The sequence below is a fragment of the uncultured Pseudacidovorax sp. genome (assembly GCF_913773995.1).
Taxonomy (GTDB): domain Bacteria; phylum Pseudomonadota; class Gammaproteobacteria; order Burkholderiales; family Burkholderiaceae_C; genus Xenophilus.
The window spans coordinates 1-23,014 of the sequence record NZ_CAJYES010000049.1 but is presented as its reverse complement, the minus strand read 5'-3'; the positions used below and the strand labels follow the sequence as shown (position 1 = coordinate 23,014).

At 69.9% G+C, this 23,014-nt stretch carries 21 protein-coding genes and 1 pseudogene; 8 read left to right on the top strand and 14 right to left on the bottom strand.

The features are described 5' to 3' along the window. The 5 genes from QZ772_RS04705 to QZ772_RS04685 form a co-directional block, all read right to left on the bottom strand. The coding region (locus QZ772_RS04705; RefSeq protein ID WP_295523531.1) for an error-prone DNA polymerase at positions 1-2,966 on the bottom strand (2,966 nt) is incomplete at its 3' end. Between the two features lie 88 nt (positions 2,967-3,054). After that, entirely contained in the window at positions 3,055-4,554 is a 1,500-nt protein-coding gene (locus tag QZ772_RS04700) for a DNA polymerase Y family protein (RefSeq protein WP_295523527.1), read from the bottom strand. After that, positions 4,523-5,314, bottom strand: a complete 792-nt coding sequence (gene imuA, locus QZ772_RS04695; protein WP_295523524.1) for a translesion DNA synthesis-associated protein ImuA — start codon at positions 5,312-5,314, stop codon at positions 4,523-4,525. Before imuA ends, QZ772_RS04700 begins: the two co-directional genes overlap by 32 nt. Positions 5,315-5,570: 256 nt before the next feature. Further along, the gene (locus tag QZ772_RS04690) at positions 5,571-6,314 is read right to left on the bottom strand and encodes an RNA methyltransferase (RefSeq protein ID WP_295523522.1); all 744 of its coding nucleotides are present in this window, start codon (positions 6,312-6,314) and stop codon (positions 5,571-5,573) included. A 31-nt stretch (positions 6,315-6,345) separates the two neighbouring features. Beyond that, positions 6,346-7,533, bottom strand: a complete 1,188-nt coding sequence (locus QZ772_RS04685; protein WP_295523529.1) for an MFS transporter — start codon at positions 7,531-7,533, stop codon at positions 6,346-6,348. Between the two features lie 239 nt (positions 7,534-7,772). Here QZ772_RS04685 and QZ772_RS04680 point away from each other — a divergent pair, with 239 nt between their 5' ends. Then, positions 7,773-8,468: an RluA family pseudouridine synthase gene (locus QZ772_RS04680; protein WP_295523520.1), complete on the top strand. Its 696-nt coding sequence runs from the start codon at positions 7,773-7,775 to the stop codon at positions 8,466-8,468. On the opposite strand, the gene QZ772_RS04675 is transcribed toward QZ772_RS04680, so the two are convergent. From QZ772_RS04675 to egtB, 5 genes are all read right to left on the bottom strand, one after another. Further along, the gene (locus tag QZ772_RS04675; RefSeq protein WP_295523518.1) at positions 8,449-8,895 is read right to left on the bottom strand and encodes a universal stress protein; all 447 of its coding nucleotides are present in this window, start codon (positions 8,893-8,895) and stop codon (positions 8,449-8,451) included. The two genes, QZ772_RS04680 and QZ772_RS04675, sit on opposite strands and share 20 nt — an antisense overlap. A gap of 140 nt (positions 8,896-9,035) precedes the next feature. Then, positions 9,036-9,776, bottom strand: a complete 741-nt coding sequence (locus QZ772_RS04670) for a 2OG-Fe dioxygenase family protein (RefSeq protein ID WP_295523516.1) — start codon at positions 9,774-9,776, stop codon at positions 9,036-9,038. Beyond that, positions 9,773-10,054 carry a DUF427 domain-containing protein gene (locus tag QZ772_RS04665; protein WP_295523514.1) on the bottom strand — a complete coding sequence of 94 codons (282 nt, stop codon included), beginning with the start codon at positions 10,052-10,054 and terminating at the stop codon, positions 9,773-9,775. Before QZ772_RS04665 ends, QZ772_RS04670 begins: the two co-directional genes overlap by 4 nt. A gap of 164 nt (positions 10,055-10,218) precedes the next feature. After that, positions 10,219-11,193, bottom strand: coding sequence for an L-histidine N(alpha)-methyltransferase (gene egtD / locus QZ772_RS04660; protein ID WP_295523512.1), 975 nt, complete (start codon positions 11,191-11,193; stop codon positions 10,219-10,221). Further along, positions 11,193-12,452 (bottom strand): ergothioneine biosynthesis protein EgtB, encoded by a 1,260-nt coding sequence (egtB, locus tag QZ772_RS04655; protein ID WP_295523510.1) that lies wholly within the window; start codon positions 12,450-12,452, stop codon positions 11,193-11,195. Before egtB ends, egtD begins: the two co-directional genes overlap by 1 nt. A 149-nt stretch (positions 12,453-12,601) precedes the next feature. On the opposite strand from egtB, the gene QZ772_RS04650 reads away from it, so the two are divergent. Next, the gene (locus tag QZ772_RS04650; RefSeq protein WP_295523508.1) at positions 12,602-13,936 is read left to right on the top strand and encodes an NAD(P)/FAD-dependent oxidoreductase; all 1,335 of its coding nucleotides are present in this window, start codon (positions 12,602-12,604) and stop codon (positions 13,934-13,936) included. A gap of 401 nt (positions 13,937-14,337) precedes the next feature. Here the strand turns inward: QZ772_RS04650 and QZ772_RS04645 are convergent, their stop codons facing one another. After that, the gene (locus QZ772_RS04645) at positions 14,338-14,556 is read right to left on the bottom strand and encodes a hypothetical protein (RefSeq protein WP_295523506.1); all 219 of its coding nucleotides are present in this window, start codon (positions 14,554-14,556) and stop codon (positions 14,338-14,340) included. A gap of 349 nt (positions 14,557-14,905) precedes the next feature. Between QZ772_RS04645 and QZ772_RS04640 the strand changes: the two genes are divergently transcribed. From QZ772_RS04640 to QZ772_RS04630, 3 genes are all read left to right on the top strand, one after another. Further along, positions 14,906-15,121 (top strand): hypothetical protein, encoded by a 216-nt coding sequence (locus QZ772_RS04640; protein WP_295523504.1) that lies wholly within the window; start codon positions 14,906-14,908, stop codon positions 15,119-15,121. Between the two features lie 32 nt (positions 15,122-15,153). Continuing rightward, positions 15,154-15,426, top strand: a complete 273-nt coding sequence (gene infA / locus QZ772_RS04635) for a translation initiation factor IF-1 (RefSeq protein ID WP_017760753.1) — start codon at positions 15,154-15,156, stop codon at positions 15,424-15,426. 61 nt (positions 15,427-15,487) lie between these two features. Beyond that, entirely contained in the window at positions 15,488-15,823 is a 336-nt protein-coding gene (locus QZ772_RS04630; protein WP_295523502.1) for an RNA-binding protein, read from the top strand. 135 nt (positions 15,824-15,958) lie between these two features. Here QZ772_RS04630 and QZ772_RS04625 read toward each other — a convergent pair whose 3' ends face one another. The 3 genes from QZ772_RS04625 to QZ772_RS04615 form a co-directional block, all read right to left on the bottom strand. Beyond that, entirely contained in the window at positions 15,959-17,659 is a 1,701-nt protein-coding gene (locus QZ772_RS04625; RefSeq protein WP_295523500.1) for a long-chain fatty acid--CoA ligase, read from the bottom strand. 83 nt (positions 17,660-17,742) lie between these two features. Next, a complete protein-coding gene (locus QZ772_RS04620) occupies positions 17,743-19,521 on the bottom strand; it encodes a PAS-domain containing protein (RefSeq protein ID WP_295523498.1) in 1,779 nt (592 codons plus the stop codon). Between the two features lie 243 nt (positions 19,522-19,764). Continuing rightward, entirely contained in the window at positions 19,765-20,682 is a 918-nt protein-coding gene (locus QZ772_RS04615) for a LysR family transcriptional regulator (RefSeq protein WP_295523496.1), read from the bottom strand. Positions 20,683-20,820: 138 nt separating this feature from the next. Between QZ772_RS04615 and QZ772_RS04610 the strand changes: the two genes are divergently transcribed. From QZ772_RS04610 to QZ772_RS04600, 3 genes and pseudogenes are all read left to right on the top strand, one after another. Then, positions 20,821-21,492: a phosphoribosyltransferase gene (locus QZ772_RS04610; RefSeq protein ID WP_295523494.1), complete on the top strand. Its 672-nt coding sequence runs from the start codon at positions 20,821-20,823 to the stop codon at positions 21,490-21,492. Next, positions 21,489-22,775 carry a hydantoinase/carbamoylase family amidase gene (locus QZ772_RS04605; RefSeq protein ID WP_295523493.1) on the top strand — a complete coding sequence of 429 codons (1,287 nt, stop codon included), beginning with the start codon at positions 21,489-21,491 and terminating at the stop codon, positions 22,773-22,775. Before QZ772_RS04610 ends, QZ772_RS04605 begins: the two co-directional genes overlap by 4 nt. Continuing rightward, positions 22,772-23,014, top strand: a pseudogene (locus QZ772_RS04600) (dihydroorotate dehydrogenase electron transfer subunit); the annotation flags it as partial. The gene QZ772_RS04605 and the pseudogene QZ772_RS04600, both read left to right, overlap by 4 nt.

Here is a 23,014-nt window from a genome sequence, read left to right as displayed (position 1 = left end):
ATGGCGCGCAAGGCCTCGGCTGTGGAAAGCTTCCAGCGCGCCAGCCGTGGGCGCAGCAGCGCCAGCGGATGTCGGCGCAGGCTGAAGCCCAGGCTGGCGTAGTCGCCCACGATCTCCTCGCCCTCGTCGGCCGCCGGCAAGGCGAGCGGGGCCTCGTGGATCGGTGCCTCGCGCAGCAGCGCCGAGGCGCGGTGCGAGGCCGTCGCCTCCCACACCTGCTGGCGGCGGTGGCCGGCCAGCGCCTGCAGGGCATCGGCGCCGGCCAGCAGGGCCATCTCGGCGGGGCCGAGGCCGGCGCGGCGGGCCAGGTCGCCCGCGCCGGTGAAGGGCGCGCGCCGGCGGGCCTCGACCAGGCGCTCGATGGCTGCCGGACTCAGGCCCTTGATGTGGCGCATGCCCAGGCGCACGGCCGGCTGATCGGGCAAGGCCTGGGCGGCGGATTCGGCCCAGGCGGCCCCCGGCCTGGGGCTGGCACCGTCGGCGCTCTCCAAGGTGCAGAAGGCGTCGCTGCGGGTCACATCCACCGGCCGCACCAGCACGCCGTGGCGCACCGCGTCCTGGATCAGCTGCGAGGGCGTATAGAAGCCCATGGGCTGCGCGTTGAGCAGCGCCGCCAGGAAACAGGCCGGCTCATAGCACTTGAGCCAGCTGCTGACCGTGACCAGCTTGGCGAAGCTGGCGGCATGGCTTTCCGGAAAGCCGTATTCGCCGAAGCCCTGGATCTGCTGGAAGATGGCCTTGGCGAAGTCCTCGTCGTAGCCGTTGGCCACCATGCCCTTGACCAGCGGGTCGTAGAAGCGCTCCATGTGGCCCGTGCGCCGCCAGGCCGCCATGGCACGGCGCAGGCGGTCGGCCTGGCCGGCGCTGAAGTCGGCGGCGATCATGGCGATCTGCATCACCTGCTCCTGGAAGATGGGCACGCCCAGCGTGCGCTGCAGCGCCGGCTCCAGTTGCGGGTAGCGCAGTTCGATCTTCTCGCCCCGTTCCACCTTTGCGCGGTTCTTCAGGTAGGGATGGACCATGCCGCCCTGGATGGGCCCGGGCCGCACGATGGCGACCTCGATCACCAGGTCGTAATAGTTGCGGGGGCGCAGGCGCGGCAGCATCGACATCTGCGCCCGGCTCTCGATCTGGAACACGCCCACGGTGTCGGCGCGGCCGATCATGTCGTAGACGCGCGGATCGTCGGTGGGCAGCTGGTGCATCTGGTGCGCCGTGCCGCGCCAGCCGTTGGCCATGTCCAGCGCGCGGCGGATGCAGCTGAGCATGCCCAGGGCCAGGACGTCGACCTTGAACATGCCGATCTCGTCGAGGTCGTCCTTGTCCCACTGGATGATGGAGCGCGCCTCCATGCTGGCCTTTTCGACCGGCACCAGCCGGGTGAGCGGCCCTTGCGTGAGCACGAAGCCGCCGACGTGCTGGCTGAGGTGGCGCGGAAAGCCGCGCAGTTCGTTGGCCAGGCCGATCCACAGCCGCAGGCGGAACGCGTCCTCGCGCACGCCGGCGCGCATCAGGGCGGCCTCCAGCCGCTCGTCGAGCATGGGGTCGTCGAACCAGTAATGGTCCTTGGCGAAGGCATCGATCAGCCGCTCGTCGATGCCCAGCGCCTTGCCGGCGTCGCGCAGCGAACTGCGCGAGCGGTAGCTGATGACCACGGCGGCGATGGCGGCGCGTTCGCGACCGTAGGTCTCGTAGATGTACTGGATGACCTCCTCGCGCCGGTCGTGCTCGAAGTCGACGTCGATGTCCGGCGGCTCGGCGCGCTCGCGGCTGATGAAGCGCTCGAACAGCAGGTTGCCGTCGTCCGGGTTCACGGCGGTGATGCCCAGGCAGTAGCAGACCGCCGAGTTGGCCGAGGAGCCGCGGCCCTGGCAGAGGATGCCCTTGCGCCGGGCGAAGGCGACGATGTCTTCCACCGTGAGGAAGAACATCTCGTACTTCAGTTCGAGGATGAGCTTCAGCTCGTGGTGGATCTGCCTGCAGACCTTGGGCGGCACGCCATTGAAGTAGCGGTGAGGCGGATAGCGGTCGAGCGCGCCCAGCCAGGTCTTGCGGATCAGCGTCTGCGCCGGCGTCTCGCCCGATCCGATGACTTCCTGCGGGTAGACGTACTGCGCTTTCAGCTTCTTGAGCTCGAAGCGGCAGCGATCCGCGATCACCAGCGTGCGCGCCAGCAACTCGGCCGGATACAGCCGCGCCAGCCGGGTGCGCGCCCGCAGGTGGCGCTCGGCATTGGGCTGCAGCGCGAAGCCGCAGTCGGCCACCGGCCGGCCCTCTCGCACGGCGGTGAGCACGTCCTGCAGCGGCTTGCGCGAGCGCAGGTGCATGTGCACGTCGCCCGCCGCCACCAGCGGCAGGCCGGTGGCCTCCCCGGCGCGGCGCAGCACCTGCAGCCACAGGGCATCGTCGGCCTCGTGGAACAGCTCCACCGCCAGCCACAGCGGCCCGGGCTCGCCGTCCGCGCGCGGCGGGAACAGCGCCGCCACCGAGGCCAGGTCGGCCTGCAGCCTTGCCTCGTCGATAGGCTCGCCGCTGCGGCGGTGCGGCACGCAGAGCACTTCGCAATGCACCAGTCCCGCGGCATCGGCGAGCTCGGCCCGGTAGTCGCCCTTGACGATGTCCTCGCGCATGCGGGCGGCGCTGATGTACTGGCAGAGGTGGCCCCAGCCCTCCAGGTCATGGGCCAGCACGACGAGGCGGAACCGCCCGAAGTCGAATTCGCTGCCGAAGATCAGCCGCGGCTCGGGATGCGGCGGCAGCGGCAGGCCGTCCTCCTGGCGCTCCTCTCGCCACATGCGCAGGCCGCTCACGGCGCGCACCACGCCGGCCACCGAGCATTCGTCCGTCAGGGCGATGGCCTCGTAGCCGAGTTGCCAGGCCCGCACCGCCAGCTCCCAGGGATGCGAGGCACCGCGCTGGAAGCTGAAGTTGCTCAAGGCATGCAGCTCGGCATAGGCCGGCAGCATCTGCCCCGCGGCAGACGGCACGCCCGGCCCCGGGGCACGCGCGGCCTGCCGCTGCTGGCGCCGGCTCTCCTCGTCCTTGAGCGAAAGCTCAGGCATAGATGCCCTGCAGGAACCAGCGCACCGGCGCCTCGGTGCTGGCGATGGTCGCCCGCTCGCGGTAGATCCAGAACAGCGCGCCGGCCGCGTCCTGGGCGATGTAGTAGTCGCGGGCGGCGGGTCGGCCGGATTCCCACCAGGCGGTTTCCAGCCGCTGCGGCCCGACCAGGCGCCGCAGCGGCGCGCCGCCATGGCAGGGTTCGCCGTCCTGCGTGGGCAGCAGGCGCGGCTCGCGCAGCAGCCATGCGGGGAACAGGCCGGTGCCGGTGTCGGGCAGGACGGAAACCGGCACGCCTGCGGCGGGATCGCCCACGGGGCCAGCCGCCGCCGTGCCCGGTGCCGGATTCCGGTCACCGGAGCGCCCCTTCGGCCGACCGGCGCCGGACCGGCCCTTGTCCGGGGAAGCCGCCTTCAGCCCCGCCGCGGGCCGCCATTGCTGGCGACCTTCGGGCCGATGGTCCTGCACGGGCTGCGCGGCCAGCACCTGCCGGGCGCCCAGCCGGGCGCTGAGCTTTTCGAGCAACTGGTGCAGGGGCTCGCCCTCGCGCCCGTCCTCCGCCCATGCGCCGGCATGACCGCCGGGCAGCGACGGTGGCAGCAGGCTGCGGGTGCGGCCCTGCCAGTCGGCCGTCTCCAGCGAGCGCAGCCGCAGCCAGCCGGTGGGCGCGATCAGCTGGGTGAGCGCCAGCCGCTCGGCCAGCAGCCGGCGCAGATGGGCCATGTCCTGCGTGGGCTCGGCCGTGCGCACCTGGATCTGCTGCGAGCGCGGCAATTCGGCGCCGTTCAGGCGCTTGAGGTCCAGCGTCCACCACAGCTCGATGGCCAGCACGCCGCGCTGACGTGCCTGCAGCCACAGTCGCAGCGCACCCAGTAGGCGCTGGGCCGCCCACAGCAGCTCGGGCGCGGCCTGCGCCAGCATGGGCAGCTCGAGCCGCTGCTCGAAGCTGTCGGGCACCTGCAGCCAGGGCAGGCCGTCGGGACGCAGGCCCCAGGCCAGGTCGAGCGCCTCGCGCATCGGCACGCCGAAACGCCGCACCAGCGGCCCGCGCGGCAGGGCCGCCACATCGCCCCAGGTGCGGCAGCCCAGGCGGGCCAGCACTTGCAGGTGCGGTGCGGCGGCGCTCAGCGTTTCGAGCGGCAGGTCGTCGGGCAGCCGGGCCGGCTGGGGCTGCCCGGCCATGTACAGCCGCAGCCGGGCCAGCGCCTCCAGGCTGGTGGCGCCGGTGACCTGCCGCACCCGCAGGCCCGGCGGCACGCTGGCGCCGATCTGCCGCATCAGGGCGCGCCGGCCGCCCCACAGCCGCTCGCAGGCCGAGACTTCCAGCATCAGCGCTTCGTCCAGCCAGGCGACGTGGGGCGTGAACTGCAAGGCCCACCAGCCGAGCGATTCGGGCGTGGGCGAGGCATCCGCGGGCTGCGGCGAGCCCCCTGCCGGCGCCGCCTCGGCGGTGCCGGCGGGCTCAGGCAGCCACTGAAGCGCGAGCCAATGCATGGGCAGGGTCCTGGCGCGAGGTGCGACGCAGGTCCAGGCGCACCACGGTGGCGCCGCCGTGCCCCGGCACCGCAGGCACTGGAGGCCGGGGCGGCCGCGTGGCATCGAGGAGGCCGCCAAGGCGCGCCCCGCGGCCGGGCATCGGCAGCGGACGCACCAGAGGTGGCCCGCGGCGCTTGAGCAGGTGCACGTCGAGTTGTCCGTCGGGCCGGGGCTGCAGCCGAAGGCGCAGGCGCGCGGGCGAGGCCGAGGGCGCGACCGCATCGGGCCGGCAGACGAAGAGCAGCGCCCCATGCCGGGCAGCGGCGAGTTGAAGCCGGCGCAGCTCGCCCAGCCGCGCCTGGGGCAGCCAGGCCAGCACGGCGGCCACTTCGGCACAGCGCAGCGCCTGCTCGCAGGCCCACAGCCGGGCGGGTGCGGCATCGGCACGCACCCAGAGCAGCGAATCCATGGACAGCCCACCGCCCGCAAGCGCCGGGCCGTAGGGCTCATGCGGCGGGCCGATCAGCACCACCGGCTGTCCGCGCTCGATCGCGGCCCGGGCCAGGGCCGGCAGCAGCATCGGCCACAGGGGCGCCTCGGCACTGGGCTGCAGGATTTCGGTCATGGCGCCGAGTGGCCAGCCGCCGCCGGGCAGCTCGGCATCCAGGGTGGAATGCCCGGTCGGACAGGTGGCTGCACCGGCTTCGCCCAGCTCGTCGCCGCGCCACACGCCCTGGGGCGCGTCGGAAAGATCGTCGAGGAGAGAGAGCGGGCTCATGGGATGGGAAGACCGGAACAGGAAGTTCCGGCATCGCCATAATACTGTTTAAATAACCAGTATTTGTACTATTTCCCATGCGGCCCCGAGGCTGCATTCCATCCGCCTTGCAAGCCGCCGCCGGGTCAGCGCTCCGCGCCGGGAGTGTCTGGGTCCACCGCCCGGCGCCGCCTCCACGGGCTCGATGCGGCGCTGGCGCCGCCGACGAAGAACACCAAAGAAACGCCCGCCGTTGAAAGACGGGCGGGCGGCCGGCTCAGCCCGACGGTGTCGACGGAGCCCCGCGCCGTGTATCGGTCATTGCCTTGGCGATGCCCCGCAGGATGTGGATCTCTTCCACCGTCGGCTGGGCGCGATTGAACAGTTGCGCCAAGCGCGGCATCAGCTTCTTGGGCGCTGCCGGGTCGAGGAATCCGATGTCGACCAGCGATCGCTCCCAGTGCGCCAACATGCCGTTCACGGCCTGGGCATCGGCCGGCGGCGTCACGGGCGCCGCCGAGCGCACCTCGAAGCCGCCCAGCGCCTGCCGCCATTCGTAGGCCACGAGCTGGACGGCGGCCGCCAGATTGAGTGAGCCGAAGTCCGGTGCCGTGGGGATCGACAGCGCCACATGGCAGCGGTAGACGTCCTCGTTGCGCATGCCGAAGCGCTCCGAGCCGAAGAGCAGGCCCACATGCTGCTCGCCGCCGCCCTGCACCAGGGCCTCGAAATGCGCACGCGGTGCACGCGTGGGCGGGCCGAAGTCGCGCGAGACCATGGCGGTGGCGCACAGGTGCGTCAGGCCGTCCAGCGCCTCGTCCAGCGTGGCGACGATGCGGGCCTTCTCCAACACGTCCAGGGCGCCGCTGGCGCGCTGGATGGTTTCTTCCCGACGCAGCACGTTGTCCCAGCGGGGGGCCACCAGTACCAGGTCGTCGAAACCCATCGTGCGCATGGCGCGCGCCGTGGCGCCGACGTTGCCGGCGTGGCTGGTGTGGATCAGGATGAAACGGGTGCGCATCGGGACAGTCGCGGAAGGACGGAAAAGCCCGTCATTCTCGCGCCGGCCCCGTGCCCATGCGGTCACGGCCGGCCAGCGTGGGAAAGAGCCGGAACCACGCCAGCGTGACCAGCAGCGTGCCCACGCCCCCCGCCACCACCGAGCCCACCGGCCCGAGCAACGCGGCGGTGGCACCCGATTCGAACTCGCCCAGCTGGTTGCTGGCCCCGATGAAGATGGAATTGACGGCGCTTACGCGACCGCGCATGGCATCGGGTGTCTCCAGTTGCACGAGGGTCTGCCGGATCACTACGTTGACCATGTCCGCGGCGCCGGAAATGGCCAGCACCACCAGCGACAGCCAGAAGCTGTGCGACAGCCCGAACACCACCATGCAAAACCCGAACACGCCCACCGCCAGCAGCAAGGTGCGGCCGACGCGTCGCTCCACCGGCCGCCGGGTGAGCCAGATCGACGCGGCCAGCGCGCCCACCGCCGGCGCCCCGCGCAGCAGGCCCAGGCCCCAGGCGCCCACATGCAGGATGTCCTTGGCGAAGATGGGCAGCAGCGCGACTGCACCGCCCAGCAGCACGGCAAACAGGTCGAGCGAGACGGCGCCCAGCACCGGCTTGCGCTGCCAGATGAAGCGCACGCCGGCGAGCAGTACCTCGGTGGTCACCGGCTCGCGCCGCGGCGCGGCATGGGCATAGCGCAGCGTGGCGGCCAGCAACACGGCCGCGATGAAGAAGCCGATACAGGTCGCATACACGGCGCCCATGCCCGCCACGAAGAGCAGCCCGCCCAGGGCGGGCCCGCCGATGATGGCCGACTGCTGCCCCGCCGAGCTGAAGGCCATGGCCCGGGGCAGCATCAGCGGCGGAACCAGCAGCGGCGTGAGCGCCTGCTGGGCCGGCATCTGGAAGGCCCGCACCGCCCCCAGCACCAGCGACAGACCCAGCAGCAGGTTGCGCGAGTCGCCCCCGCCCAGGTGCGTGGCCAGCAGCGACAGCGCCACCAGGGCCTGCGTGCCCAGGCAGGCCGCCAGGATCCGGCCGCGGTGCAGCCGGTCCACCACATGGCCGGCATACAGCGCCAGCAGCAGCGCGGGCGCGAACTGGTAGAGACCCACCAGGCCCAGGTCCCAGGCACTGCCGGTCAAGTCGTACATGTGCCAGCCGATGGCCACCATCAGCATCTGCTGGGCAGCGGTGCCCAGCAGGCGCGCCAGCCACAGCTGCATGAAGGGACGGACGCGGGTGAGATCGGAGAAGCGGGGGGGTTGGGCGGGAGAGGCGGGGTCGGGCGCGACTGCGGTGTCGGCGGGGGCGGGAGGCATTCGGTCGAGCATAGCCCAGCATTCCCTCCCTTCGCTGACCAGGGCGCGCCGGCATCACGCCATCCACCGCTGTCATGCGCCGCCGATAGGCATTGACAGCGGGCAGCGCACGCTGTCGCCCTCCCCGCCTAGACTGCCGCCCCGTGAGCCACGACCCTGCCGCCCTCGACGCCCTCTACGAAGACGAGCACCTGCTGGTCTTCGACAAGCCGGCAGGACTGCTGAGCGTGCCCGGCCGGGGCGAGGACAAGCAGGACTGTCTGTCCTCCCGCGTCCAGCGGCGCTGGCCCGACGCCCTGGTGGTGCATCGGCTGGACATGGCCACGAGCGGCCTGATCCTGATGGCGCGCAGCCTCGCCGTTCAACGAATCTTGGGCGAGGCCTTTGCAAGCCGGCAGGTATGGAAGCGCTACGAAGCCATCGTCGACGGCACGCTGGAATCCAGGCACTGGCAGACCGTCGACCTGCCGCTCATGGCCGACTGGCCCAATCGCCCCCTGCAGAAGGTCGACGCCGCCGGCAAGCCCAGCCTCACCCGCTGGCGGACGCTGCAGTGGTTGCCAGAACGCGCCAGCACCCATGTGCTGCTGGAGCCGCAGACCGGCCGTTCCCACCAGTTGCGGGTGCACATGGCCGCGCTGGGCCATCCGATCCTGGGCGATGCGCTGTACGGCGATGCGCGGGTGGCCGCGGCGGCGCCACGCCTCTTACTGCATGCCACCGTGCTGCAGCTGCGCCATCCGGTGACCGGCGAGGCTTTGCGCGTCGAAAGTCCGGCGCCCTTTGCGCCGGACCCTCAGGATGCGGGAGAGGAAGGCCTCAGACCTCCAGCTCCTTGACCACCAGCACCGGCATGGGGGCTTCCTGCAGCACGCGCTGGGTGACGCTGCCCAGCAGCAGCTTCTCGATGCCGGTGCGGCCGTGCGAGCCCATCACGATCAGGTCGCAACCCAGCGCCTTGGCCGTGTCCACGATGCCTTCGTGCACCACATGGCCGTCGATCACGCGCTGGTCGCTGTGCAGGCCTTCCCCGGCCAATGCAGCCACGCCGCGGGCCAGGGCCGTGTTGGCGCTCGCGGTGGCGGCGGCCAGGTATTCGTTCTGGCCCAGGGCATAGTCCGCGCCCACGCCGATGAAGGGATAGTTGTCGATGACGTGGATCAGCGTGATGCGGCTGCCGAAGGCCAGGGCCAGGCCGCTCGCCTTGCTCACCGCCAGCATCGACGTCTCGGAGCCGTCGATGGGAACCAGGATGTGGTTGAACATGAAGGTGTCCTCTCGCTGTGGGTTGGTCCTGCCGGTCGGTCGGACCGCCGGCGCCTCGATGCACTGTAACCCGCGACGCTGACGGGACCATGTAGGACGCCGGGGCAGCGGGCGACGGCGCGCCCGGAGCCTGCGCTGGATCAATCGCCCTGGAAGCCGCCGGCCCGGCAGGTGAGGACCAGCGTGTCGCGCCAGCCTTGCGTTCCGGGGGCGACCGGCTGGATGGGCGTGGACTCGTGGATCACGCGCTGATCGTCCAGCAGCATCAGCGTCCAGGGTTCCGTCAGCGTGAAGCGCTCGCCGCGCCTGCCGCCGGCCTCGAAGACGCGGGTCTCGCCACCCTTGATGCCCTGTCGCCCGACGAGCGCCACCGCCACCAGGTCCACGCCATCACGGTGCGCGCCCTCCGGGGTGGGCCGGCCGATGCCGCCTTCGGTGTCGATGCGGAACTGGTGCGCCTCGATGTACCAGCGCTGGTCACCGCGCAGCGCGGCCGCCGCCTCGGCCGTCTTCAGCAGCAGCCGGCGCCATGCCGGCCGCGCCACGGTGGCGGGCTCCATCGGCGCGAACCAGCGCTGCATGCCGCCATGCAGCGCGTTGTATTCGACCGGCTGCCAATGCGCACGGTGCGGCGCCTGCACCAGCGCACCGCCTTCGGTAGTGAAGCAGGCATGGCGACGGCGGCGATAGCGGCCTCCGTCCTTCAGGTACTCGTCGGGTGGCAGTTGTGCCCAGTCCGGCTGCAAGGCCTCCAGATCGGTCAGCGGCAAGCCCAGCCATTCGGCCACGCCGCGCGGGTTGAGCACGGCATAACCCTCTTGGCGCAGCGTGGCGGCCAGTTCGTCGGGGGGGGTGTACTGGGGAGAAAACGCGCTGTTCAAGGCTCGACCTTCACGCCTTTCCAGAAGGCGACGCGGTCTTTCACCATCTCGGCCTCGGGCTTGGGCTCGGGGTAGTACCAGACGGCCTCGGGGTTGAGCTCGCCATTGACCAGCAGCGAGTAGTAGCTGGCCGGGCCCTTCCAGGGACAGACGGTGTGGTGGTTGCTGAAGCTCACGTACTCGCGCCGCAGCGAATCGGCGGGAAAGTAGTGGTTGCCCTCGACGAGCACGGTGTCGTCGCTTTCGGCGATGGTCACGCCGTTCCAGGTAGCTTTCATGTCGGCAGGAGGTTCATCGCGCCGTCGCCGGGCGCGGGCTGCGATTGTCGCTGCCGGCGCGCTTCGGTGGCGACTCCTGCCGAAGCCAGGGCCACCGGCGGCGGCCCGAACATGCAAACGGGCGCCGACACTGTCGGTCGGCGCCCGCCCGGCTCACGCCGCGATCACTGCACGGCCGGCAGCCAGTGCACGCTGAAGAGGCGCTGCGGATCGGTCCACACCGGGCCGATGCCGAAGCCCGCCCGCGCCGCCATCGCACGCAGGCCGTCGATGGTGAACTTGTGCGAGTACTCGGTGTGCAGCGTCTCGCCTTCCTCGAAGGCATGGCGCTGGCCCTGCAAGGTGACGACCTGCTCGCGGCGGCTGACCAGGTGCATCTCGATCCGGCGCAGGGGCGCGTTGTAGAACGCCGCGTGCGAGAAGGACTGCAGATCGAAGTCGGCGCCCAGTTCGGCATTGGCGCGCGCCAGCAGATTGAGATTGAACGCGGCCGTCACGCCCTGCGCGTCGTTGTAGGCCGCATGCAGCACTTGCGGGTCCTTCACCAGATCGACGCCCAGCAGAAGGCCACCCCCACGCAGCAGGCGCGCGGCCTGGCGCAGGAAGGCCAGTGCCTCGTCAGGCTCGAAATTGCCCAGGGTGGAACCGGGGAAGAAGCCGACGCGCCGCCCGGCACCCACCAGACGCTCGGGCAGCTCGAAGGGCTGGGTGTAGTCGGCCACCACGGGCGTGACCTCCAGGCCCGGATAGTCGGCGCGCAGCTGGCGCGCCGCACCCTGCAGATGCTCGCCCGAGATGTCGATGGGCAGGAACCGGCGGGGCGACTGCAGGGCGTCGAGCAGCAGGCGAATCTTTACCAGCGAGCCCGCGCCGAATTCGACGATCTCGGCATCGGGTCCGATCTGCTGCGCGATTTCCGCGGCGCGACCTTGCAGGATCGAGAGCTCGGTGCGGGTGGGGTAGTACTCGGGCAACTCGCAGATGCGGTCGAACAGGCGCGAGCCCTCTGCGTCGTAGAACCACTTGGGCGAGATGCGTCGCGGCCGTTGGGACAGCGCGCTGGCCAGATCGTCCGCAAAGGCGCGGCGACCATCGTCGGCAACGCGCGGCTGGATGGCGAGGGAGACGGGTGGAGACATCACAGATCCTTGGCGAGGCGCAGCCCGCTGAATTGCCAGCGGGCCGCTGGCGGGAAGAAAGTGCGGTAGGTCGGCCGCGCATGGCCGACCGGCGTAGCCACGCTGCCGCCGCGCAGCACCAGTTGGCCCACCATGAACTTGCCGTTGTATTCCGCTGCCGGGCCCGGCAGCGGACGGAAGCCGGGATAAGGGTCGTAGGAGGAGCGGGTCCATTGCCAGACCGCGCCCTCGGCCTGCGTGAAGCCAGGCAGCGTGGTCGCCGCCACCTCCCACTCGGCCTCGGTCGGCAGGCGCGCTCCGGCCCATTCGGCATAGGCCGCCGCCTCGTAGAAGCTCAGCTGAGAGACGGGCATGTCCGCCTGCATCGGCCGCACGCCTTCAAGGCCGAAGACATGCCAACCGGCGGTGCCGTGGTGACCGGCCAATGCCAGCCGCGGATCGTCGGGCGGCAGCCAATAGGCCGGATGGCGCCAGCCCTGCGACTGCACCGCTGCCCAGCCGTCCGACAGCCACCAGCGCGCCTGGTCGTAACCGCCGTCGGCAATGAACTGCGCGAACTCGGCACAAGTGACCAGGCGGTCCGCGATCGCGAAAGGCTGCAGCAGCACCGCATGGCGCGGCCCTTCGTTGTCGAAGGCGAAGCTCTCGCCTTCGTGGCCGATGGCGGCCAGACCGCCCGGATGCGTCAGCCAGCCCAGCGAGGGCGCCTCCGACGCCAGCCGCAGCGCGGGCGCGGAAGGCGCACGGTAGGCGGGCAGCAGCGGATTGCACGAGAAGGCGTGCAGGATGTCGGTGAGCAGCAGCTCCTGATGCTGCTGCTCATGGTTGAGGCCGAGCGTGAGGATCGGCTCGATCAGTGCGAGCGCATCGGCGTCGGCGGTGGTGAGCAAGGTCTCCACCGCGGCATCCACATGCGCACGATAGGCCAGCACGTCGTTCAGCGAAGGGCGCGTGAGAAGCCCGCGCTGCGGCCGCGGATGCCGCGGCCCCAGGGCTTCGTAGTACGAATTGAAGAGGTAGTGGTAGCGCCGGTCCAGCGCCTGATAGCCGGGCGCATGCGGATCCAGCAGCACGGCTTCGAAGAACCAGGTGGTGTGGGCCAGGTGCCATTTGGTCGGACTGGCATCGGGCATCGACTGGATGCACTGGTCCTCGGCCGACAAGGGCGCGGCCAGCGCCATGCTGTGTGCCCGGACCTGTCGAAAGGCCTGGAGCAGATCGGGGATTTGGAGCGAGGGTCTCGGGTGTTGAGAAGTCATGTGTCTCCCTGGATGCTCCGGCTCCCGATATGGGCCACTCGTCGCGGGATCGGAGTTTGTAGCCGGCACCATCGTCGTGACGCGTAGGACGAAAGCGCGCAGGTTCGGCTCAGCGCAGGCCAGCCCTTGCGCACTTCCATAATCGGCCGATGCCCTCTCTGCAAAGTATGCGCGCCCTCCCCCGTGTGGTGATCGTCGGCTGCGGCTTCGGTGGACTCGAAGCCGCACGCACCTTGCATGACGAGCCGCTGGACGTGGTGGTCATCGAAAAGACCAACCACCACCTGTTCCAGCCGCTGCTCTACCAGGTGGCCACTGCGGGCCTTGCGGCGCCGTCCATCGCAGCCCCGTCACGCTGGCTGTTCCGCCATCAGCCCAACGTCACCACGCTGCTCGGCGAGGTCTGCGGCATCGATGCGGCGGGCCGCTGCGTCCACCTTGGCGACGGCCATGCCGTGCCCTATGACCATCTCATCGTCGCCGCCGGTGCCACGCACAGCTACTTCGGCCATGACGAATGGGCTGCCGACGCGCCGGGGCTCAAGACCCTCGCGGATGCCTTCGAGATCCGTCGACGCGTGCTTACCGCCTTCGAACGTGCCGAACTCGAAAAGGACCCGGACCGCCGCCGCGCGCTGCTGACCTTCGTGGTCATCGGCGGCGGCCCCACGGGCGTGGAGATGGCCGGCACCCTCGCCGAGATCGCGCGACACACCCTGGCCGGCGAGTTCCGGCGCATCGTGCCGTCAAGCGCGCAGGTGCTGCTGGTCGAAGGCAGCAGTCGCGTTTTGCAGGCCATGCCCGAGCGCCTGAGCGAGCGGGCACGGCAACAACTGGAGAAGCTGGGCGTGAAGGTGCGGCTCAACGCGATGGTCACCCGCATCGATGCGCTGGGCCTCGAAGTGCGCGAGGGCGGCGCCGACGGCACCGCGGTGCGCATCGACAGCCGCTGCGTGATCTGGGCGGCCGGCGTGGCCGCGTCGCCGCTCGGCCGCCTGCTGGCCCAGGCCACGGGCACCGACTGCGACCGGGCGGGCCGCATTCATGTACAGGCCGACCTCAGCCTGCCCGGCCATCCTGAAATCAGCGTGGTGGGCGACCTGGCTGCCGCGATGAGCCATGTGCCGGGCCAGGAGCCGCGGCCCGTACCGGGCGTCTCACCGGCCGCCAAGCAGATGGGACGTGCCGCGGCGCGCAACATCCTTGCCCGCATCGCCGGCAGTGACACCCAGCCCTTTCGCTACAAGGACTGGGGAAGTCTGGCCACCATCGGTCGCAACGCCGCGGTGGCGGACGTGCCGACGCCATTCGGGCCGCTGCGATTTTCGGGTTACTTGGCCTGGCTGTTCTGGCTGTTCGTCCACGTCTACTTCCTCATCGGCTTTCGCAACCGGCTGATCGTGCTGATGGACTGGGCCAGTGCCTACTGGACGTTCCGGCGCAATGCCCGTGTCGTGCCGGACGTTCAGCCGGACCGGGATTAGGCGCCCGAACGCGCTGCTCAGAGAAGCAGCAATCCAAGGAAACACACCGAAACAATGGGGTTTGGCGCCACCACCACCACCTTATCCCCAACGTTTTCCACAGAAACACTGGATAGGCGGCTTAACCCTTGTTTCTGACATGCGCGTGTCGGTACGCCATCGCCCCGCCGGCAGAAGGCGTCAGGGGCGCAAAACAAACATCCACACAAGGAAGATCGCCACCAGACAGGCCGCGATCCAGGCCCAGACGGAAAAGCCGATGCGCGTGGCTTTCTTGGAAGTGTGGGGATCACCATGTTGCATGAGGCAACATTGACCGCATCGCAGTCAGCCAACGCACGCGGATGCCCAAAGCGATGCAGGACGGTGCCGACGCTGTGGCCGCGCACACCTCCCGACGCTTAGTCCTCGCGAAGCTTCTGCTGCCTGCAGATGTTGGAACCGGTGGTCGTGAGCTGCAGGGAGCCGCCCATCCACTCCAGCCAGGACAAGGCGACCAGATCGTCGATCATCGCTTCGTCGATCTCGCCGGCACGCCGACGTTGCAGAAGCTGAGCCACCCGCGGAAGCTCGATGCGCAGCGCATCCTGCCGAGGTTTAGAAAGCGAGGCAGTGTTCATTCGTGCCCTTCCAAGCGTCGATGACACAGCGTAACACCCACGCAGCGCCGCGCAGGGGAATTTCAAGCAGAGTGGCGTAGAAACCGCTATACTCGACCGATTGACCAGAGCGTACTCGCCGCTTTGGTCCTTGATTGGCACCGCGCGCAGCCTCCCAAACTGCTCTGGCTTCGGCCCCACACTCCGGCCGGACGCCCATCTTCTTCGGCGAGTTCATCGCCCGTCCGCGTCAACCTTCATTGCGGGCTGGATCCTCTCCCCTCAGGGTTTTACTTTCTGCGCGTGGCAACCTCCGGTTCGCCATTCAGCGCAGGTCCGCGGCAGACGCGGATCCCGGATTTCGACTTTCATGCACAACACACCCGCCCAATCGCTGGGCCGCTACCTCATCACCCCGCTGACGCGGCTGACCGACACCGGCCAGTACGCCGCGTCCGTTTCCGTTCGCCGCGGCATGCACGACCGGGTCTTCCGGCTCATTCCGCGATTCGACAGCGCCGCCAATGCAGAGCGCTATGCCCTCGCCCAGGGCCAGCACTTCGTGCTGAACAACCAGCTGGCCTGACACAGGCCGCCCCATTCTTGACAAGGAGCTTCGTGGCCAAGGAAGAACTGATCGAAATGCAAGGCAAGGTGGAAGAAGTCCTGCCGGACTCCCGCTTTCGCGTCACGCTCGACAACGGGCACACCCTCATCTGCTACACGGGCGGAAAGATGCGCAAGCACCGCATCCGCGTGCTGGCTGGCGACAAGGTCTCGATCGAGATGTCGCCCTACGACCTCAACAAGGGTCGCCTCACCTTCCGCCATCTCGAGCAACGCTCGGGTGGTGCCTCCGCGGCGCCGCGCAAGCGGCCGCCCCAGCGCTGAACGCGTCCCTTCAACCACCTTGCCGCATCGAATTTCATACGCGGCATAACGAAAGAACACCATGGAAAACAGACTCTACGTTGGCAATCTGGCCTACAGCACCCGTGACGAAAGCCTCCAGCGTCACTTCTCGGAATTCGGCCACGTGAACTCGGCCAAGGTCATGATCGATCGCGACAGCGACCGCTCCAAGGGCTTCGGCTTCGTGGAGATGGGCTCTGCCGAAGAAGCGCAGGCCGCCATCAACGGCCTGAATGGCCAGCCCATCGACGGCCGCGCCGTGACCGTGAACGTGGCCCGTCCGATGACGCCGCGCACCGGTGGCAATGGCGGCGGCGGTGACCGTCGTGGCAGCGGCGGCGGCTACGGCGGCGGTGGCTATCGCAACTCGTACTGAAATCAGGCCTTTGCACTGCTGGCGCACCGCGCTGGCAGGCGCATGAGCTGAATGAAAACGGCCCGCTTCATGCGGGCCGTGTTCATTTGTGCTGCGGCGGCCGTCCGAAGGCGGCCGCGCCGGGCGGCGGGATGCCTATTTGGCGCCGTCCTCCGCCTCCTGCAGCAGCCGCCACATCACCTTGCCGCTGCCGCTCTTGGGCAGCGCATCGAGGAACTGCACCTGCCGTGGCACCTTGTAGGCTGCCATATTCTCGCGGCACCAGCCGATGATGTCCTCGGCGGTGGTGTCCTTGTGTGTGGGCCGAAGCACCACCATCGCCTTGACCGACTCGCCGCGATAGGTGTCGCGCGTGGCGATCACGCAGGCTTCCTGGATTGCCGGATGGCGGAACATGAGCAACTCGACCTCCGCCGGCCAGACCTTGAACCCGCTCGCATTGATCATGCGCTTGAGCCGGTCGGTGATGAAGAAGTAGCCCTCCTCGTCCATCCGACCCATGTCGCCCGAGCGGAAGAAGCGCTTGCCTTCGAACTCCACGAAGGCCAAGGCCGTCGCATCGGGCCGCTTCCAGTACCCCTGGAAGACCTGGGGGCCGTGGATGATGATTTCGCCGGCCTCGCCGGGCGCAAGCTCCTGCAGCGTGTCGGGGTCGACCACGCGCGCGTCCACACCCATGAAGGGCATGCCCAGACATTGCTGCTTGGGATGGTCGGGCGGGTTGCTGTGCGAAGGCGCGGCGGTCTCGGTCAGGCCATAGCCTTCCTGGTAAGCCAAGCCGAACTCGTCCAGCAGCCGCTGCGCCACCGCCTGCGGCATGGCCGCGCCGCCGCCGCCGATGTAGATGAGGCTCGAGAGGTCGTAGTTCTTGAAATGCGGGCTGGCCAGCAGGTCGATCACCATCGTCGGGATGTTGGTCCAGCTGGTGACCTTGCGGGTGGAGATGAGGTGGCCGGCCACGTCGCGGTCCCAGCGCGGCATGATGACCAACGCCGCAGCAGCCAGGATGGCGGTGTGCATCATGCTCACGATGCCAGTGATGTGGAACATGGGCACCACCGCCAGCACCACGGTGTCGGCATGGGCGCAGCCCCACATCTGACCCGAGACGGCGTTGTGCATCAGGCTGCGGTGCAGGTGCACGCAGCCCTTGGGCAGGCCGGTGGTGCCGCTGGTGTAGGGCAGCAGGGCCATGTCGTCGGCGCCCACCTCGTGCGCCGGCGCGGGCACGTTGCAGGCCATCAGCTCGGTCCAGGCATGCACCTCACCGCCCTCGAGCCGCGGCAGCTCATGACGCGTGAGCAGCCAGTTCTTCCAGGCAGGCGCCATCGACGGACCGTCCGCCGCCGCCGCATCGAATGCGTCGGTGAATTGGGTGACGACCAGATGCGCGAGCCGTTCGCCCTCGGGCAGCGCATTGCTGGCCTTGGCGAGCTCCGGGGCCAGATCGGCGGTGGTGATGGCGACCTTCGCGTCAGGGTCGCTGATGTAGTGCTTGAGCTCCTCGGCCCGGTTCATCGGGTTGACGGGCACCACCACGGCATTGGCCCGCAGGATCGCGAAATGCGCCACCACCAGCTGGGGCGTGTTCTGCATGTCCAGAACCACCCGGTCGCCGCGGCGCACGCCCAGCGCATGCAGCGCACCGGCGAGCGCCTCGACCTGCGCCGCCAGCTCGCGGTACAAGGTCACGCGGTCGAAGTAGACCAGGGCGGCCTTGTCCGGGTAGCGCTGCGCGCTGGTGGCCAGGTTGTGCCACAGCGAGGTGGCGGGCAGCGTGATGGCGTGCGGCAGGCGTTTGGGCCAGAAGCGGAAGTGCGGACGGTCGGCAGGCATGGGAGATGAATGCGGGTCGCGAGAAAACCGCCAGCCTACGCCCCGCCACCCCGCAGCCGAAACGGGGAAAGCCCCCTGCGACGTCACATAGGCGACGAGTCCACGCCCTCGTCCGCCCAACCGCCCGGCGCCCCGAACAGGCAGACGCCGCCCGCTCCGCGGGCCTTGGCGAGGTACATGGCACTGTCGGCCCGCCGGATCAGTTCATCCGGGTCGTCGCCCACACCGGTGGACAGCGCGATGCCCACCGACGCCTTCACCGACAGCGTCTGCGTGTCCACCCCCATCGGCTCCCCGAGGGCCTGCAGCATGCGAACGACCAGCGCGCGCGCGGGACCGGGCTCGTTGGTGCCGTGCTGAAGCAGCGCGAACTCGTCGCCGCCGATGCGCGCGAGCACATCGCCGGGCCCGATCACCTCGCGCATCCGGCGGGCGGCATTCACCAGCACCTTGTCGCCCGCCGCATGACCATAGCGGTCGTTGATGGGCTTGAAGTTGTCGATGTCGATGTAGTGCACGGCGAAGCCCTCGCCGCCGTGGCTCGCGGCCAGAGCCGCACCGGCCATGTGCTCCAGAAAGACCTCTCGGTTGACCAGCGAAGTCAGGCCGTCGTGCCGCGCGAGGTAGCGGATGCGTTCTTCGCTGCGGCGGCGATCGGTGATGTCGGTGTAGGTGAGCACGGCGCCGCCGCCGTCCATGGGCACGCTGTAGACCTCGATCACGCGACCGTCGGGCTGCTGACGCTCGTAGCGGTAAGGCTGGTCGAAGGGAATCGACTGCGGCTGCGTGGCCAGGCCAGCCGTCATGCCCCGGGCCGCACGCTGCGCCAACTGGATGGCCTGGACCTCGCGGAAGGCCGGCCGCGACGCCATCAGCGCCGGGGGCAGATCCAGCAGTTCCACCACCCGCTTGTTGCAGACCTCCACCACGCCCTGGGGGTTGACCATGATGATGCCCTGCTCCATGCGTTCGAGCGCCGCCTCCAGCATGGTGGACTTCTGGCGCAGCAGGGTGTCGCTCTCCCAGGTCCGCCAGTTGGCCATCAGCAGTTGCTGCTGCTGCCGCTTGAGCAGCGTGATGTCGACGTGGGCGAAAAAGCAGGTGCCGCCCGCGCTGCGCTCGCCGATCACGCGGCTCCAGCGCGCGTCGGGCAGCGGAAGCTCGAAGGGCGCGCCGGTGAAGTTCAGGTTTTCGCCGAGGATCGCGATGCCCTCGTCGAACATGGCCCGCTCGCCTTCGCGCGCGGTGGCCGACCAGGCCGCCCGATAGACCTGCTCGAAGCTGCTGCCGATGGCTGCCTGGCGTTCGCGCAGGCCGTACATCTGCAGGAAGGGCTCGTTCACCCAGACGATCTGCTGGTCGGGCGCGGTGATCATCACGCCATCGGGCATGTGGTCCAGCAGTGCCTGGCTGTCCAGGCCGGCGATGCCGGAGCCGCCGGCGGAGCCCGACAGCTGCAGCCCCCCCTCTTCGCGCCACAGACGCACCCGGCCGATGCCTGCCATGGGCAAGGACGAAACCCAGAGACAGCGCCCCCGGTGCTCGAAGGCGAAAGGCCGGTTCTGCGCCCGATGGCGATGCAGGCCTTCCGTGACGAAGCGGTCGAGATGCCCCTGCTGCTCCGCGGTCAGCCGCACGCCATAAAAACGGCGCAGGTTGTCGCTGTAGGGCTCGCCGACATGCACGTGGCCTTCATGCTCGGGAAAGAAGCGCAGGAAGCTGCGGTTCCAGAGAAGGCAACGGTCCTGCTCGTCGAACAGGCAGAGGGCCACGCCCAATCCGTCCAGCGCATCGCCCATCACGCGAACGGGACCAGTCAGGTCATGGACCAGGTCAGGCTTCAGCGGGTCGTCGAGATCCATCGAAAGAGGCGTGGCGCTGGCGGTCAGGGCAAGGGGGTTTCAGGGGGACATGCCTGCGGCCGGCAGACGGTCATCCAGAGTGTTCTTCTCTTATCGGCATTTCCGCGCCGTCCTGAATACATTTTGCCTCGTTCCTGACAATGTAAAACATACGTTTGCGTTATTTGACCAACTTGTGCAATAGGGCCGTCCGCCGGCCTGCGCGCCGCCCCGGCTGACGCCCGGATCGGCGCCGCCCGCTCTTCAAACAGGAGCCACGTGGTCGGCGAAGCGCTGCGCGACGGCCGGCAGGCCCTCGAAGCGCGGGGCATAGAGCCGCAGTTCCCGCCGCGCCCAGGGATCGGTGAGGGGCACGGCGCGCAGGGGCGTGCCCTCGGCCAGCGCCCGGAAGGCGCCTTCGGGCATCACGCCCACGCCCAGACCGGCCTCGACCATGCGGCACAGGGCGCTCAGGCTGTCGACTTCGATGTGGCGGCGCAACACGCGGCGGGTGCTGCTGGCTTCCTGCGCCAGCGCCTGTTGCACGGTGCTGCTGTCGCGCAGGCCCACCTGCGGCCAGTCGAGGGTGCGTGCGTAGCCCACCCGCTTGAGCCGCGCCAGCGGATGGCCGCGCGGAACGACCAACACCAGCTGCTCCTGCCGGTAGGGCCGGCTTTCCAGCCCCAGCACGTCGTCGCTGGGCCCGCACACGCCCACGTCGGCGGTGCCCTCGCGCACCGCCTGCGCCACTGCGCGGCTGGCGGCCTGACGCAGGTCGATGCGGATGTCGGGGTGGCGGCGCATGAAGTCGGCCAGGTCGGCGGGCAGAAACTGTTCCACCGCCGAAGCACTGGCGCACACGCGAACCCGGCCGCGGATGCCCTGCGCCGCCTCCGCCAGGTCCTCCCGCAGGTGCTCGACGGCCAGCAGGACGGCCTGGGCATGTTCCAGCAGCAGCTGGCCCAAGGGCGTGGGCCGCACGCCCCGCGCATGACGCACCAGCAGCGGCGCCTGGGCCAGCGATTCCAGGTCGGCGATGCGCTTGCTGGCGGCCGAGGCGACCAGTTGCGCGCGCTCGGCCGCGCGGGCGATGCTGCCCGTCTCGCACACCAGCACGAAGAGGTCGAGCGTGCCGACATCGAGCTGCCGGGCGAAGCTGCGGGGAGAAGGAGGACGGGGCATGCGGGCGTTCGGGCGTGGGGTTTGCACAGCGCCTGAGCGCCGAGCCATCGCGGATTGGAACGGCTCGCGGAGATTTTTGCACTTCGTCCCCGGCAGGCCGCTGCCTAGGATGCGCCGCTTGCTCATTTCTGCAAGCCCATGATCTTCTCCGAATCCGACGCCGCCTCGGTGGCCCGCGCCCTGGTCGAGACCGACGCCGTGCGCCTGGCCGAAGGCACGCCCTTCTTCTACACCTCGGGCTGGGCCAGTCCGGTCTACGTCGACGTGCATGCGCTGCTGGCCGAACCGGCCCGCCGGCGCCAGTTGCTGGACCGCATCGCCGAGGCGGTGGCGCCGCGGGTGCATGCGCAGGGCATCGGTGCCGTCGTGGGGACGGAAAGCTCGGGCATCGCGCTCGCAGCCTGGCTGGCCGAGCGACTGGCGCTGCCCTTGCTCACGCTGCGCAAGCGGCCCATCGGCTGGGGCGTGCAGGCGCAACTGCAGGGCCGGCTGGCCCCGGGTTGCCGCACGCTGCTGGTGGACGACGTGAGCACCGATGGCCGCTCGAAGAACGCCGCTGCCGCCGCGCTGCGCCAGACCGGCGCGCAGGTGGACGACGTGCTGGTGCTGTTCGACTACGCCATCTATCCGCAGGTGCCACCGGTCGCGCCGCCCGTGGCGCTGCATGCCCTCGCCTCCTGGCGCCATCTGCATGCCGCCCTGCAGGAGGCCGGACGCCTCGACCGCACCGCGCTGCAGATGCTGGCCGAATTCAGCGCCTCGCCCATCGAATGGTCGGTGGCCCACGGTGGCACGGGAGTGGCGGCATGACGCCCTTCGACCTGCTCGACCACATCGGCCAGGCCACCCATGATGGCCTCGGCATCACCCGCGAAAGCTACGGCGACGGCGAAGGCACCGCGCTGAGGCTGCTGGCGCAGCAGGCCGAGGCCATGGGCCTGGCCGCGGAGGCCGACCGCGCCGGCAACCTGTGGCTGCGCATCGCGGTCGATCGCCGGGAAGAGCCGGCCGTGGTGATCGGCTCGCATGTCGACTCGGTGCCGCAGGGCGGCAATTACGACGGTCTGGCCGGCGTGGTGGCAGGCATGGCAGTGCTGCAGGCGCTGGCGGCCGATTGGCAAAGCCTTCCGCCGCTGCGGGTGCTGGCGCTGCGCGGCGAGGAAAGCGCCTGGTACGGCCGCGCCTATGTCGGCTCGCTGGCACTGCTGGGCAAGCTACCCGCTACAGCGCTGGCGCTGCGTCATCGCACGGGCACCGGCACGCTGGGAGAGGCCCTGGCCCGCTGCGGTGCCGACGTGGCGGCTATCGGCCGGGGCGAACCGCTGCTGCCGGTGCGAGTCGCTGCCTACCTGGAGCTTCACATCGAGCAGGGCCCGGTGATGGTGGCCCGCGGCTGGCCGGTGGCGGCCGTCACCGGCATCCGCGGCAACCTGCGCCACAACCGCGTGCGCTGCCTGGGCGAGACCGGCCACTCCGGCGCCGTGCCGCGCTGGCTGCGCCACGACGCGGTGCTGGCCGTGGCCCAACTGCTGGCGCGCATGGACGAGCACTGGCGCGTGCTGCTGCAGATGGGCATGGACCTTGTGATGACCGCCGGCATCTTCACCACGCCCGCCGCCTCGCATGCGGTGTCGGTGATCCCGGGCGAGGTGCAGTTCAGCTTCGAGGTGCGCAGCCAGGACGCCGAGACACTGCGCCGCTTCCATGCGCTGTTGAAGCAGGAATGCGAGACGGTGGCCGCCGAACGCGGCGTGCGCTTCGAGTTCGACGAGCCCGTCGCCAGCGCGCCGGCCACCATGGACGAGGGCTGGATCCGCCGCTTCGAGGCTGCCGGCGCCGCGCTCGGCCAGCCGCTGGAGCGCCTGCCCAGCGGCGCAGGCCACGACGCCGCCGTGTTCGCCGCCGCCGGCATTCCCTCGGCCATGCTCTTCGTGCGCAACGCGCACGGCTCGCACAACCCGCACGAGGCCCTGGCGCGCGAGGACCTGGATGCCGGCATCGCCGTACTGCGCGATGCCGTCGCCTCGCTCCGGGCCGACCCGCCGGTCGGCGCGATCGCCCCCGCCCCCCTTGCCGCAGAGGCCACGCCATGAACTGCACCGACATCGACGATCCGCACGCCGCCTGCGCCGCCGCCCCGCTGCGGGTGGCCAGCCACCGCTGCCGCGTGACTGCCCACCAGCCGGTGAATGCGCGCTACCGCTACCTGCGGCTGCAGGCCGAGGCCGACCTGGCCGGCAGCACGCGGCCGGGACAGTTCTATCAGCTGCGCTGCCCGCAGACGAGCGCGCTGCGGCCCTTCCTGCTGCGGCCCATGAGCGTCTACGGCACG

Excerpts from the sequence above, each read along its gene's own strand:
- QZ772_RS04690 (WP_295523522.1), bottom strand. The coding sequence starts at position 6,314 with ATGCGCACCCGTTTCATCCTGATCCACACCAGCCACGCCGGCAACGTC.
- QZ772_RS04640 (WP_295523504.1), top strand. The coding sequence starts at position 14,906 with ATGCACAACACACCCGCCCAATCGCTGGGCCGCTACCTCATCACCCCG.
- QZ772_RS04615 (WP_295523496.1), bottom strand. The coding sequence starts at position 20,682 with ATGCCCCGTCCTCCTTCTCCCCGCAGCTTCGCCCGGCAGCTCGATGTC.
- QZ772_RS04610 (WP_295523494.1), top strand. The coding sequence starts at position 20,821 with ATGATCTTCTCCGAATCCGACGCCGCCTCGGTGGCCCGCGCCCTGGTC.
- QZ772_RS04645 (WP_295523506.1), bottom strand. The coding sequence starts at position 14,556 with ATGAACACTGCCTCGCTTTCTAAACCTCGGCAGGATGCGCTGCGCATC.
- QZ772_RS04685 (WP_295523529.1), bottom strand. The coding sequence starts at position 7,533 with ATGCAGCTGTGGCTGGCGCGCCTGCTGGGCACCGCTGCCCAGCAGATG.
- QZ772_RS04625 (WP_295523500.1), bottom strand. The coding sequence starts at position 17,659 with ATGCCTGCCGACCGTCCGCACTTCCGCTTCTGGCCCAAACGCCTGCCG.
- QZ772_RS04700 (WP_295523527.1), bottom strand. The coding sequence starts at position 4,554 with ATGCATTGGCTCGCGCTTCAGTGGCTGCCTGAGCCCGCCGGCACCGCC.
- QZ772_RS04620 (WP_295523498.1), bottom strand. The coding sequence starts at position 19,521 with ATGGATCTCGACGACCCGCTGAAGCCTGACCTGGTCCATGACCTGACT.
- QZ772_RS04630 (WP_295523502.1), top strand. The coding sequence starts at position 15,488 with ATGGAAAACAGACTCTACGTTGGCAATCTGGCCTACAGCACCCGTGAC.
- imuA (WP_295523524.1), bottom strand. The coding sequence starts at position 5,314 with ATGAGCCCGCTCTCTCTCCTCGACGATCTTTCCGACGCGCCCCAGGGC.
- QZ772_RS04605 (WP_295523493.1), top strand. The coding sequence starts at position 21,489 with ATGACGCCCTTCGACCTGCTCGACCACATCGGCCAGGCCACCCATGAT.
- egtB (WP_295523510.1), bottom strand. The coding sequence starts at position 12,452 with ATGACTTCTCAACACCCGAGACCCTCGCTCCAAATCCCCGATCTGCTC.
- QZ772_RS04675 (WP_295523518.1), bottom strand. The coding sequence starts at position 8,895 with ATGTTCAACCACATCCTGGTTCCCATCGACGGCTCCGAGACGTCGATG.
- egtD (WP_295523512.1), bottom strand. The coding sequence starts at position 11,193 with ATGTCTCCACCCGTCTCCCTCGCCATCCAGCCGCGCGTTGCCGACGAT.
- QZ772_RS04665 (WP_295523514.1), bottom strand. The coding sequence starts at position 10,054 with ATGAAAGCTACCTGGAACGGCGTGACCATCGCCGAAAGCGACGACACC.
- QZ772_RS04650 (WP_295523508.1), top strand. The coding sequence starts at position 12,602 with ATGCCCTCTCTGCAAAGTATGCGCGCCCTCCCCCGTGTGGTGATCGTC.